The organism is Mesorhizobium sp. RCAM 05104 (assembly GCF_059683645.1).
This window is the reverse complement of sequence record NZ_JCASJA010000002.1, coordinates 73,586-85,044: the sequence shown is the minus strand read 5'-3', so window position 1 is coordinate 85,044 and position 11,459 is coordinate 73,586. Positions and strand designations below refer to the sequence as shown.

The window sequence follows — 11,459 nt, the reverse complement described above, 5'->3', positions numbered from 1 at the left end:
GGGTTGATGGCTGACCTCACAGCCAGCATCGTAATGGCGAACAGAGCCGAATGTCCCCTCTGGCGGTCAATGTCGATGGTCGATGTCCGCTCGTGGCGCTACTTGCTGGTTCCCCATCAGGGCGCGTTAACTGGCCATCGCCTTGATGTGCATCAATGTCACACGATCCGTGGCCCCTACGATCGTCTGCAATGACGTTGGAGACGCCCGATGAACGAAGAGGTCAAGAACAAGGTTCTGACATTGTTGGACCAGCACCGGATCATGACAATCGCTACGCTGAGGCCGGACGGCTGGCCGCAAGCGACGACCGTCGGCTACGTGAACGAAGGCCTTAACATCTATTTTCTCTGCGGTCTGGAAAGCCAGAAGGCAATGAATTTGGCGCGAGATGATCGCGTGTCATTGACCATCGATCACGATACGCCACAGGTGATGGAAATCACTGGACTTTCCATGGCGGCGCGCGCGCAGGTGGTGGCCGACCGGGCCGAAGCAGAAAAGGTCCTGCGGATGCTGCCGCTGAAGTATCCGGAGCAAGCCTCCATGCCAGGTCCGATGCCGACTCCGGACCAGGTCCGAATATTCCGCGTGACGCCGACGGTCATATCCGTGCTCGACTACTCCAAGGGTTTTGGCCACACCGATCTCGTCACCTGCTGAGTGCGATCCTCCGCAGGACAAGCCTTGGGGCGGGGTGGCTGTGATGCCCAGAAAAGAAGGAGTGGGTTGGCCGAGTCGTATTTCCCACCCGAGTTCCCCTCGCAGGTTCATCCTGAATCCGGCGCGACAAATGCTTCGAACATGTGTCCTCACCGGCCATGTCTAGCATCGTCCTGCTACCAGGGCGCTGAACCTACACCTCGGGAGGATAAAGCAAGTGATGGTATTGTGTTCGTCGTGGTCGCCGGATGCGCCTCGCTACGATCCCGTTGGCAGTTACCTCAGAGACGAAGACGGCCTCGACATGGTGAGGCGCTGTCCATGTCGCTCGTCTTCGGCGGGCGAACGTTCCAACAGGCGTTTGCGGTGCAACCTAATCAGGTGAGAAAGCGGCAGAGAATCGGCGATGTTGTCGAAAGTACGCTGACGTTCTAGGGCATTCTGGATAGGCCACTGGCAATGTTGGCGAGAAGGACATCTGTGTCGAAAAATCGGCTCCGCGACGGCTAGAGTATGCGAAAAATTCTAAACTATCAGACTGGGCAGCGTAATGATCTCATCAGGAGAGCGGGCGAGATGCGTTTTGAAGACAAGGTCGTGATCGTCACCGGGGGAAATTCCGGTATTGGACGTGGGATAGCGCGGTACTTCGCCAAAGAGGGCGCGAGACTTGCCCTTGTCGGTCGCGACGGTGCCAAAGGTTTGGAGGTAGAAGCGGAGATCGCGTCTGCGGGCGGTAGCGCAACTTTCTTCCAATGTGATTTGGCAAGCGAAGCGGCAGTGGAAGAATTGGTGAGCAAGGTTGCCCAATGGGGCAGACTGGATGTCGTGATCAACAATGCCGGGGTGGGCTCCCGCCGGTCGGGCATTGAGGCCAATGAACCGCCCGGCCTGCGCTGGTCGAAGTTGCGGGGTCCTAATCTCGATTCGACGTACTTCGTCTCTTCTTACGCGCTCCCCGCAATGCGCGACTGCGGCGGCGGTGCGATCGTAAACATCTCATCGACAGCTACACTGCATGGAAACTGGGGACTATACGGCGTTGCGAAGGCGGGGGTAGAGGCGCTCACGCGTTCGTTGGCGGTTGAAGGTGCACCATTCGGAATCCGGGCGAATTGTGTCAGCCCCGGTTGGATCTCTACAACTTTGGATGAAAGCGAACCTGCGTTAAGCTCGGATAGTTCGGGCGAATGGGAGACTGCGCCAGGGGTCTTCAATCGCATGGGGACCCCAGACGAGATTGCCGCGGCGGTGGCCTTCCTCGCAAGTGCTGAAGCGTCCTTCATTACTGGTCAGACGCTTGTGGTCGATGGCGGATTGTCGATCCTCGATTACACTTCCATGGCCCTGCTCAAGACGCGTGGCGCCGCGTTATTCTCGGGAAAGCTGGCAGACACGTCGGCCAATTAGGCCTGACAGCTTCAATTGAACCTTGCCACGATCGAAAACGAGCATGCCCCGACCGGCCGAGAGTGATCGGCTCCAATCGCGGCAACAACCGAAACGGGAGCTGAAGTGACGCGATCGAGAGCATTGATCACCGGCGCAGGTGCAAAAGATGGAATTGGCTTTGCCTGTGCCAGGCTCCTGGCCGAGGCTGGTTTCGCAGTTGCACTATCCGCAACCACGGATCGCGTGCTCGACCGTGCGAACGAACTGAATGCCGCAGGTCACACTGCAAGTGGCCACATAGGCGATCTAACCCTGACCGAGGACGTCGATCGCCTTTTGTCCGAACTCGGGAGGGTCAATGTTCTTGTCAACAATGCCGGGATGGGCACAAGAGCGAAGCCCGCCCTTGAAAAGCGCCTCACAGAAATTGCCAATGATGAATGGGATCATGAACTCGCGGTGAGCCTCAAGACCGCTTTCTTGGTCACCAGGGCCTTCCTTCCAGCAATGCTATCGGCAGGATATGGGCGCATCGTAAATGTGGCTTCGGTGACTGGGCCGTACGTATCGAGTCCCGGTTCTTCCGCATACTCTGCGGCCAAGGCTGGCATGGTGGGATTGACCCATGCGCTGGCACTCGAGGTGGCCTCGAATGGGGTTACGGTCAACGCGGTCGCTCCCGGCTGGATTCAAACTGGTGCGTCGACACCCTCCGAGTTGTCAGCGGCCCTGAACACACCATGTGGACGTGCCGGTCGCCCAGAAGAGGTTGGAGCGGCAGTCGTTTTCCTTGCATCGCCTGCCGCCAGCTATATCAACGGTGCGGTCCTCGTTGTCGACGGCGGGAACATTCTGCAGGAACGGAAATCGTGAAGCCTGTTGATGGCGCTGAGCATTGATCGCCTGACGTCATGCCGACCCTCGGCCAGCGGAGGCAACGCCGCCGCGGCTGGCAGCGTACTTGCATCTCCATTGCGAGGAGAGCGCCCGAGGAAAAGGAAACGGCGAGGGGCCTGACCGTGGCGCGACCTTTCGCACGCCGGTCGACCTCTACAGACGTGGCGTCTGCGCAGAAGCCTGCTTTTCAGTCGAAAGCGCGGCCGCGATCAAGCCGCTCAACAAGAGGGTGCCGCCCGCAAGCACTGTTTCGTCGAAGTCGAAATGTGGCGTGTGATGGCCGTCCGCTATGTCAGCGCCTAGAACAAAGATACCGGCAATCCCGCCTCGATCGGCAACAGCTGAGGCGAGAAGAGTTGCGTCCTCGCTCGCTCCGAAGGAGTGGGCGTCCAGGACGTTCGCAAAAGCGCCAAGTTTGCTGTTTGCCGATTTGGCCCAGTCGACGATCGTCGGTGGGTTGCGCCAATCCGATGCTTCGCCCCGAAGCTCGATACCTGTCGTGACTTCGTAAGCGCCGGCGCTCGCCTCAATCATTCGCCGGCATCGCATATCAAGCAATTGTAGCGCCGGCATCGCGGCGGCGCGGATCTCAAATTCCAGAACCGCTTCGTCCGGCACGACGTTCAGGGTCGCGCCTGCATGCAATGTTCCTACATTGACCCTAACGCCGGGTTCGCCCGACTGAGCGAGGCTGTGTAGCCCGAGGGCGGCCTGACACGCAGCGAGCAGCGCGTTTCGGCCTTGCTCCGGTGATTTCCCGGCGTGTGCGGCCAATCCAGAAAACCTGACCGTGAACTTCCGCGTCGCCAGGAACTCACCGACGTCGAGCGCAAGGCTGCCCGACGGAACTCCCAGGCCAGCTGCGCCAGGCGATCACGCGCCGGCAGCATGATCTCTATTTCGTTGCCTTCGACCTGCTTTACCTCAATGGCCACGATCTGCGCGACATGACGCTGGAAGAGCGGCGTGAAATCCTGGCCGGCATGATCGAGCCCGGCGGGCGCATCCAGTTCAGCGAGCCGATGCCGGGCGAAGCCAATGCGATCTATCATCTGCTCGACCAGGCCGGACTTGAGGGCATGGTATCAAAGCGCCGCGACAGCAAGTATCGCAGCGGCCCGTCGACGAACTGGCTGAAGACGAAATGCTACGCCATCGACGAATACGATCTGCTTGGCGTGGAGCGCGAGGCCGGCAAGCCTGCGTTCGCGCTCATGGCCGACAGGGAAACCGGCAAGTATGTCGGCTCGGCCTTCATCAATTCCAGCCGCGCGATCCGTGAGCGCCTGTGGAAGCGTGTCCAGGAGCACGCAGGGCCGGGCGCCCATGGGGATGAAACGGCCGGCGACCCACTGGGTCAGGCCCGGACTGATCGGCCGCGTCAAACACTTGCGCGGTGAGGAAGATTTGCGGCACGCTTCGCTGCAAGATTTCCGAGAGGAATGAGCAGACGAGGTAGCGATTTTATCTACGATTGGATATCGGGCCATTTACCTGACGAGCCGATCTCTGACCCCCCGCGCTGCTGATCATTGAAATGGCTGTGTGGATGCGAAACGGGCGGCTGAGGCCCACGGCATTCCGGGCTACAAATTCGTAATGCAGGGATTGCGCTAATGGAGCGCTGGGAACCGAGTTCGGTAATCGACGTTTTTTCCGAAGGTCATGCTGAATGACCCAACGACGGAGGAAACCATGAACACCAAGATGCTCACAATGGGCGCGATGGCGCTTGCGATGATGACCGGTTCGGCTCTTGCCGCTGGCAACACATCTGCACTCGACGATCCGGCAAAGATGTCACCGTTCTTCACCGATGCCGGCATGAAAACTTTGAAGACGGAAAAGGATTTCAAGGCCGCATGGACGTCTATGAAACCCGATGAGCAGAAAGCGGTGTTGAAAGATTGCGGCGATACCACGCTCAATAAGTCGCACGCAGATTTCTGCGCCATGGCAAAGAAGATGGGCGGCTAATCCAGGCCGGACGTCGAAGGCGGGCCCCGGGTCCGCCTTCGAATAACTGCGGCTCGGGCTGCTGTGCCTACAATCCTCAGCTATAAAGGCTTCCCGGCGCGCATCATGGCGCGCTGGATCGCCAGCTGCGCTTCCGTCTTGGCGTTTTCTTTCTGAAATGGCGAAAGCCGGCAAGCGTATGCAGGGCGGTCATTTCGTGAATATCGGCCGGTGAGGGTTAGCTGTGGCCCGGATCGACCACATGCGTCATGCGGGGGGATGGCTTCCTGCTCCGCGGTCACGTTAGCGAGCAAAGTTTCATATGGCGCCCTTCGCCGGGGGCGGTCGGTCCCGCATCCCGCCTCACGGCGGCGCTATGCTGATGCTCCTTCGGCCGCCCTGTTGAACCGGTCTCAGGGCCACGAACCTGCTCCAGCACCGAACTGACTTATTCCCGCTGACTGACATTTCGGTGCTTCCGCCTTGTACGCCCTTTTTCACATGGTCGGGAGAGCAGGAGCTCTCCCGACGGAGAGTCAGAGGAGGGGCGGGTTTTTCGCGACGGGTTAAAAGCGGAAGGAGAGGCCTTCGGCGCCCGTCGCGGAGAACCGCAATGTCTGTCCGGACCAATCGAACTCATCCTGTCGCCGGCCGGTCGAACCTCTACGACGAGATCACTGGCAAGATAATTGCCGAGCTGGAAGCGGGTCGTTTTCCTTGGGCTCAGCCATGGGGGACGTCGCGACAAAAGCGTCGCTTCACCGCTCCGATCTACGCCAACCTCTTCGCCGACGAGGAAGGCGAGGGCCACAGTCTCATCTGGTCCCGCCCCAGCCGCCGCAACGGCGAGTAAATCGAAATCCTCTCGCCTGGCAATCGCGCCAGGCGAGAGTGCTCTAGGTCTGATCAGACCTTCGCGCAAATCGCAGGCCCGCACCGCCGCCATTTTCCGCAAGGAATTCTATTCCCGCTGCCTCAAACGCACGGCGGATCGCAGCAAGATTGTTTCGGTGCGGAATACGAATACTCCTCTCGAAGTCTACTATCGTAGTCCTGGAAACAGCGGCTGCCTCGGCTAGGTCGCCCTGACTCCATCCGAGCATGGCTCGTGCAGCACGACACTGCTGAACAGAGATCGCATCACTCTCAATATCGTTCTTTTTGGTTGACATAGGTCAAAAAAGCCGCTTTTAGTATGCCACCCTACGGAAGTCATTGATGAGGTCTGGCGAAATAGCCTCGCTCGGCCCCACTACGCGACGACGTTGATAGCTCAGAATCTTCATTGATTCTGACGATAGCTACCAATTGACCTTTCGTCACGGGTGAGAACGGGAGGCGCCGGTGAGTGGAGATAAGGCAGCTTCACAATCCCCACCAATTGGCGACAACCAGCCGTCGGCCGATCCAGCACTTCTCCTGTCCCTTGCCTGGATTGACGCTCACGTTGCGATGCTGGCCTCGTGCGTCCGGCAGCAGCAGGCTGAGGAGGGGGTCCTGGAGTGCGGCGCGCTCATGCCTGTAGGCGAAGTGATTGGGCGCGGGGAGGGGGTTGGCGCCGACCGCGACTGTCCTGATTTCCTAAAGGAAGGGCAGGATGGCGCTGAAAAGGCGGACGCCTTGCTGGCTGAGATTGCCGCGACGCCTGCTCAGTCCCTGGCGGGCGTGGTCGCCAAGCTCGCGGTCATCCTTCGGGAGGCGACTGACAACACCGACCTTTGCGAATTTCCGCTGCCGCACATCCGCTCGGCCTTGGCCGATCTGCGGCGCCTCACGCATGAAGCGATAAGCGATCAGCCTCCCGGCTGGCCCGCAGGCGATCAGCCGATCGGCTCGCTGTTCGAGCAGCCTGCATCATCGTTCGCTGCCTGGCGCGCCTTCAGCGCATGGAGCCAGGGCAATGATGAGGCCTATCGCGCCTGGACGGACACATTCAAGACACTGCAAGGCGCAAGCCAGTAGACATCACAAAAGCTCGGCCTGATCGTTCGTCGCCGGGATATCTCCTCGTCCATTCGTCAATGACGGAATCCAAGGATTTCGCTCAACGCCGCATCCCCCTATCAAATCCTTGAGAAGGGAAGGATGCGGATGAAGGCGGATACATCGCAGTGGCGTGACCCACAGGCATATGCGTTCGTCAAAGGGGCCGCCGCCGATGCGATTGCCTGGGAGTTCCTGCGACGCAATCCTCAGTATCAGCAGGACTTCGCGTCCTCTCGCTCGGCCAAGGCGATGCACGCATTGCGCAAGCGCTGGGGTTTGCAGTTTCGCCGCCAGGCCTGACCAAACTGCATTCGAGCAGCCCGTCTATTGGGCGCCTCAGATCGACCCTGGGGTCGTGAACCTAGTCGAGGTTCCGCCGAATCTGCGAGTGCGGGAGGGTCGCGCCCTCCACGTTTCACTGGCCGCTGGCCAGCGTGACGAAGTGGGCCATCACGTGCGCTCCGCGCCGGACGGCACGCAACTGGCGCTTCTCGCAGACGCGCAGCCAGGCGAACCGCTGGCTGCCATCATTCCACTCGACGACATGGCGTACGACAGGCTCCAGGCGATCGAACGGTTCATTCGCTCGATCCATAGGCAGCACGTTCCGGACGCTCGCTTGACTGCCGCCCAGCGCCGACGCCTTGGCCTCATGCTGCGATGCCTGGATGGCCGCGACCAGCAGGCATCCCATTTTGAAGTCGCGACCGCTTTGTTCGGTCGGCGGCTGGTCAGCGCCGCCGGCTGGCAGGACTCGCCTTTTCGCTACCAGACGCATCGCCTCGTGCGCGACGGACTGAAGATGGTCGAGCGCGACTACCGCCAATTGTTGCGCGCGCGAAGGCGCCATCTCTGACGAGTGCCGCCGCGTTGCCCACTTCTTGTGCTGTCTCCAAGCCGACACCTACTCTCAATCGTGAAGCAAATGGCGGCTTTGTGCCCAATTTCGGCCCTTTAGGATGGCGATGCGTTCTCCGAAAGCGGTTGTTCGGCTTCAGTCTTGTTCGGTGTCGACGACACAATGGTGCGCGAGAGACTCGACCATCGCTCGGAAACACTACGCCCTGCGTCGCCTGCAGACCGATCACATTGATCTGTATCAGAATCACCGCCCGGGGCCGGACATGGACATCGAGAAGACCTTGTCCATAGGCCATTTGCCCCGCATTTCATTTGAACACTGTTTAAGGCGCTCGATCATCCAACGGCCCGCGGGTCCCGGAGGTGAGGCGATTGGGTAGATGGCCGATATCGGCAGCTCAAGTCCGCCCCGTGGTATATCTTGGATCGAAAGTTCAACAAGCCGCCCCTCGGCGATCTCCTTCTCGACGGTATGGAGCGGCATGCCACCCCAACCCAGCCCGCTGATGAGAAAGGCGTGCTTGGCAAACAGGTCAGCCAACCGCCAGGTTGAAGGCGATATGACTCCGATCTCCCTCCCGGCCGAGAGATCGGATCGATCTGTCAGCACCAGTTGAACGTGTCGCGCCAGCTCATCCCGTGGAATGAGGCCACCATACGCCGCGAGCGGATGGTCTGCAGCCGCGACCATGACAAAGTCAACGCTGGTGACACGCTCAGCCACAAGGCCAGAGGGCAGTACTGGCAAAGATCCAACAATGCCGATGCTCGCGCGACCATCCAAGACGGGTTGCACCGCGCCGCCGAGGGCCTCGACAAGTAGCCGCAAAGGTGTGGCGGGGAATTGTCCGCGAAACTCGTGAGCGACCTCGGCAATCGCGGAGATCGGAAAGAAGACGTCGATCACCGCAGCCAGCTCCGCCTCCAGCCCGCCCGACATTCCCTTCGCGCGTGCCTTCATGCCATCTACGCCGGAAACGACAGCCCGAGCGTCGGCAAGAAGGACACCACCTTCGGTCGTCAGCCGCGGATATCGAGCGCTGCGGTCGAAAAGCGTGACACCAAGCTGCGTCTCCAAGTTGGCCATCGCTTCGCTGACGGCGGACTGGGTTCGCCTGAGGCGTCGGGCCGCAGCAGAGAAGCTTCCTTCGTCAGCCGCAGCAACAAAGGTCCGCAACTGGTCGAGAGATACACCATCAAGCACGTTGGGCCTTTCTATCGAATTTACCGATGGATTTCCTAAAAACATGCAGGCTGCTCCTATTTATGCAAGCGCCCACTGACACGTCAACGCTCGCCGATACAATCGTTGGCGGCAAGGCGCGCCGGCAAAACTGCGTGTCGACCACGGATGCTTCGATGATTTAAAGCCATCGGCCGTGCCGATGGATAGCATCGTAACATACCGGCTTTCCCGACACCTACGCACGTGGCATTTACGATCCTTAGACGCGATCAAGAAATTCTACCGAACCCCGAGCCTAACCGATGGGTGGCGCAACACATCCGCCCCTGAAAGCCATGCAGGATGTGATGACGGGACCTCAACGTCCTTCTTGAGATGAAAACTGCGCTGTTGGAGCGTGGTCTCTGCGCGACAGCGCCAAATTGGAACTCTGCAATGGAGGCGGCAATGACTGTTACGAGTGCCCTGCCAGACTCGGCAGTGGAACATTTGATCGTTCCGCCTGTTCGCGATCTGGGCGATGGGTTCAAGGTTCGCCGTGCGCTCCCATCCGCACAGCGCCGCACGGTTGGTCCCTTCATTTTCCTCGATCATTTCGGACCAGTGGTGTTTCGAGAAGGGGCTGGCCTGAATGTCCGCCCCCATCCCCATATCGGTCTGTCGACCCTCACCTATCTCCTCGAAGGCGAAATGGTTCATCGAGACAGCATCGGGAGCGTTGAGACGGTCCGTCCCGGTGACGTGAACTGGATGACAGCGGGCAGCGGCATCGTCCACTCCGAGCGCTCACCCGCGAAGTTGCAGGCTCAAGGTGGAACGATGTTCGGCCAGCAAATCTGGGTCGCCTTGCCCAAGGCGCTCGAAGAAATGCAGCCGGGTTTCTCCAATCACGCCAACGGCACTCTGCCTAGGCTCCAGGCCGAGGGAGCCTCGCTCACCGTAGTTGCGGGCAGTGCGTTCGGAGAACGCTCGCCGGTGCCGGTCTATTCGGACCTGATGTATGTCGACGCCCTGCTCAAGCCTGGCGCGCGGTTGCAAGTGCCCACGGAGCATATTGAGCGGGCGGTGTTTATCGTCTCTGGCGAGATCGAAATCGCCGGCCAGACAGGAACTTTCGGCGAAGCGCAGTTTGTCGTCTTCAAGCCTGGCGCGGAGATCATCGTGAGCACACGCGGCGGAGCGCATCTGATGCTAGTCGGCGGCGAACCTTTTCCCGAGCAGCGTCACATCTACTGGAACTTCGTTTCGAGCTCCAAGGACCGGATCGAGCAGGCCAAGGACGACTGGCGGCAGGGCCGCTTCCCCGAAGTCGCTGGCGAAACGGAGTTCATCCCGTTGCCGCCAGAGCCGCCGCGGGTCGAGTCTGCCGGCTCATGACCTGGCAAGTAGGCACTATGGAAATCGCTATCGACAAGTTTCGCCGCAATTTTCTCTGGCATGCCTCGGGTAGAGCGCCGCAGCGCGGTGGACATCCAGAATGCATTCCGGGCGGCCAAGGTGGTCATGGCGGTGTCTGATACTGGATCAGTCCACTGTCATTGGCGAGAAACGGCTTGAGTTGGCAGTCATGGTCGAGCGCGCGCCTCTTCAGCTTGATGGAACTCATTTAAAAATATCAATCGATCGGAGAAGTAAATGAAGCGCAGAGAGATACTTATTGCCGGCGCTGCAGCCGGCGCAGCGACATTGCTGACGACGCCGACGACAGCGGTAGCCGCCGCCGCAGGCAGCATATCCAGTTCCAAAACCAAAGGAAATGACATGACATCAAACAAGTGGATGATTGACCCGAACGATGCTGTATTGCTGCTGATAGATCATCAGAGCGGCTTGTTCCAGTTGGTCCGTGATATGGAGTACAGGGAACTCCGTAACAACGTAACTGCTCTTGCGAAGGTAGCGAAGATCGCGAAGATCCCGACAGTTGTCACGGCATCAGTTCCCGAAGGTGCTAATGGTCCGACCATTCCCGATATCCTTCTGAGCAACCCCGATGCGGTGTACGTTCCGCGCAGCGGCCCGATCAACGCGTGGGATCACCGCCCCTTTGTCGAAGCCATCGAGAAAACCAAGCTTAAGACACTGCTAATCGCAGGCACACTCACCAGCATTTGCATGGTGTTTCCTGCACTGAAAGCCCTCGAGGCTGGATACAAAGTGTTCTGCATCGTGGATGCATCGGGCAATTGGTCGAAGATGGCGACCGACATATCCATTGCCCGGGTCACGCAGGCGGGCGCGATGCCGATTGACACATTCGCGGCGATTACAGAGGTGATGCACACTTGGGATCGCCCAGACGCGATGGATTTCGCCAAGGTCTTTGTCGACCACGTCGAACCCGCATATGGGGCGTTGTTTGAAAGCTATTACGCGGCACAGAAGGCCGCGAAATAGGTCTAGGCAAAAAACTGGAATTGGGCCACCTGGCGACAGGTGGTCCCTCACTATTCACCTTGGAAATTGCCGAAAAACTGGACGGCAGGTTTCCAGCGCTCAGCAATTCAACCTGAATGAC

At 59.4% G+C, this 11,459-nt stretch carries 13 protein-coding genes and 1 pseudogene; 11 read left to right on the top strand and 3 right to left on the bottom strand.

Features of this window, described 5'->3' with window-relative positions:
• The first annotated feature begins 210 nt into the window (after window positions 1-210).
• The 3 genes from AC56QP_RS35575 to AC56QP_RS35565 all read left to right on the top strand — a co-directional run bounded on the left by AC56QP_RS35575 (window position 211) and on the right by AC56QP_RS35565 (window position 2,928).
• Complete coding sequence (locus AC56QP_RS35575; RefSeq protein WP_489863782.1) at window positions 211-663, top strand: pyridoxamine 5'-phosphate oxidase family protein; 453 nt, start codon at window positions 211-213, stop codon at window positions 661-663.
• A 576-nt stretch (window positions 664-1,239) separates the two neighbouring features.
• The gene (locus AC56QP_RS35570; RefSeq protein WP_489863783.1) at window positions 1,240-2,073 is read left to right on the top strand and encodes an SDR family NAD(P)-dependent oxidoreductase; all 834 of its coding nucleotides are present in this window, start codon (window positions 1,240-1,242) and stop codon (window positions 2,071-2,073) included.
• Between the two features lie 123 nt (window positions 2,074-2,196).
• Window positions 2,197-2,928, top strand: a complete 732-nt coding sequence (locus tag AC56QP_RS35565) for an SDR family NAD(P)-dependent oxidoreductase (RefSeq protein ID WP_489863784.1) — start codon at window positions 2,197-2,199, stop codon at window positions 2,926-2,928.
• Window positions 2,929-3,105: 177 nt separating this feature from the next.
• Here the strand turns inward: AC56QP_RS35565 and AC56QP_RS35560 are convergent, their stop codons facing one another.
• Entirely contained in the window at window positions 3,106-3,762 is a 657-nt protein-coding gene (locus tag AC56QP_RS35560; RefSeq protein ID WP_497109063.1) for a peptidase dimerization domain-containing protein, read from the bottom strand.
• Between the two features lie 50 nt (window positions 3,763-3,812).
• On the opposite strand from AC56QP_RS35560, the gene AC56QP_RS35555 reads away from it, so the two are divergent.
• The 3 genes and pseudogenes from AC56QP_RS35555 to AC56QP_RS35545 form a co-directional block, all read left to right on the top strand.
• Window positions 3,813-4,352, top strand: a complete 540-nt coding sequence (locus AC56QP_RS35555; protein WP_497101100.1) for an ATP-dependent DNA ligase — start codon at window positions 3,813-3,815, stop codon at window positions 4,350-4,352.
• Window positions 4,353-4,647: 295 nt separating this feature from the next.
• Window positions 4,648-4,929 carry a hypothetical protein gene (locus tag AC56QP_RS35550; protein WP_489863785.1) on the top strand — a complete coding sequence of 94 codons (282 nt, stop codon included), beginning with the start codon at window positions 4,648-4,650 and terminating at the stop codon, window positions 4,927-4,929.
• 592 nt (window positions 4,930-5,521) lie between these two features.
• A pseudogene (locus tag AC56QP_RS35545) lies at window positions 5,522-5,654 on the top strand (ArdC-like ssDNA-binding domain-containing protein); the annotation flags it as partial.
• 150 nt (window positions 5,655-5,804) lie between these two features.
• On the opposite strand, the gene AC56QP_RS35540 reads toward AC56QP_RS35545, so the two are convergent.
• Window positions 5,805-6,011: a helix-turn-helix transcriptional regulator gene (locus tag AC56QP_RS35540; protein ID WP_140671377.1), complete on the bottom strand. Its 207-nt coding sequence runs from the start codon at window positions 6,009-6,011 to the stop codon at window positions 5,805-5,807.
• 349 nt (window positions 6,012-6,360) lie between these two features.
• On the opposite strand from AC56QP_RS35540, the gene AC56QP_RS35535 reads away from it, so the two are divergent.
• The 3 genes from AC56QP_RS35535 to AC56QP_RS35525 all read left to right on the top strand — a co-directional run bounded on the left by AC56QP_RS35535 (window position 6,361) and on the right by AC56QP_RS35525 (window position 7,750).
• Window positions 6,361-6,870: a Y4oE-related protein gene (locus AC56QP_RS35535; RefSeq protein ID WP_489863787.1), complete on the top strand. Its 510-nt coding sequence runs from the start codon at window positions 6,361-6,363 to the stop codon at window positions 6,868-6,870.
• A gap of 129 nt (window positions 6,871-6,999) precedes the next feature.
• Window positions 7,000-7,194: a transcriptional regulator domain-containing protein gene (locus AC56QP_RS35530; RefSeq protein WP_489863788.1), complete on the top strand. Its 195-nt coding sequence runs from the start codon at window positions 7,000-7,002 to the stop codon at window positions 7,192-7,194.
• A gap of 244 nt (window positions 7,195-7,438) precedes the next feature.
• Complete coding sequence (locus tag AC56QP_RS35525; protein WP_489863921.1) at window positions 7,439-7,750, top strand: DUF2285 domain-containing protein; 312 nt, start codon at window positions 7,439-7,441, stop codon at window positions 7,748-7,750.
• A 249-nt stretch (window positions 7,751-7,999) separates the two neighbouring features.
• Here the strand turns inward: AC56QP_RS35525 and AC56QP_RS35520 are convergent, their stop codons facing one another.
• Window positions 8,000-8,959, bottom strand: a complete 960-nt coding sequence (locus AC56QP_RS35520; protein ID WP_489863922.1) for a LysR family transcriptional regulator — start codon at window positions 8,957-8,959, stop codon at window positions 8,000-8,002.
• A 417-nt stretch (window positions 8,960-9,376) separates the two neighbouring features.
• Between AC56QP_RS35520 and AC56QP_RS35515 the strand changes: the two genes are divergently transcribed.
• Both AC56QP_RS35515 and AC56QP_RS35510 read left to right on the top strand, forming a co-directional pair.
• The gene (locus AC56QP_RS35515) at window positions 9,377-10,318 is read left to right on the top strand and encodes a pirin family protein (RefSeq protein ID WP_489863789.1); all 942 of its coding nucleotides are present in this window, start codon (window positions 9,377-9,379) and stop codon (window positions 10,316-10,318) included.
• 384 nt (window positions 10,319-10,702) lie between these two features.
• Window positions 10,703-11,338 (top strand): isochorismatase family protein, encoded by a 636-nt coding sequence (locus tag AC56QP_RS35510; protein WP_489863923.1) that lies wholly within the window; start codon window positions 10,703-10,705, stop codon window positions 11,336-11,338.
• Window positions 11,339-11,459 lie beyond the last annotated feature (121 nt).

Bases quoted from the DNA above. Each gene is read 5' to 3' on its own strand.
- AC56QP_RS35550 (WP_489863785.1), top strand. From the start codon at position 4,648: ATGAACACCAAGATGCTCACAATGGGCGCGATGGCGCTTGCGATGATG.
- AC56QP_RS35515 (WP_489863789.1), top strand. From the start codon at position 9,377: ATGGAGGCGGCAATGACTGTTACGAGTGCCCTGCCAGACTCGGCAGTG.
- AC56QP_RS35530 (WP_489863788.1), top strand. From the start codon at position 7,000: ATGAAGGCGGATACATCGCAGTGGCGTGACCCACAGGCATATGCGTTC.
- AC56QP_RS35575 (WP_489863782.1), top strand. From the start codon at position 211: ATGAACGAAGAGGTCAAGAACAAGGTTCTGACATTGTTGGACCAGCAC.
- AC56QP_RS35540 (WP_140671377.1), bottom strand. From the start codon at position 6,011: ATGCTCGGATGGAGTCAGGGCGACCTAGCCGAGGCAGCCGCTGTTTCC.
- AC56QP_RS35535 (WP_489863787.1), top strand. From the start codon at position 6,361: ATGCTGGCCTCGTGCGTCCGGCAGCAGCAGGCTGAGGAGGGGGTCCTG.
- AC56QP_RS35525 (WP_489863921.1), top strand. From the start codon at position 7,439: ATGGCGTACGACAGGCTCCAGGCGATCGAACGGTTCATTCGCTCGATC.
- AC56QP_RS35510 (WP_489863923.1), top strand. From the start codon at position 10,703: ATGACATCAAACAAGTGGATGATTGACCCGAACGATGCTGTATTGCTG.
- AC56QP_RS35570 (WP_489863783.1), top strand. From the start codon at position 1,240: ATGCGTTTTGAAGACAAGGTCGTGATCGTCACCGGGGGAAATTCCGGT.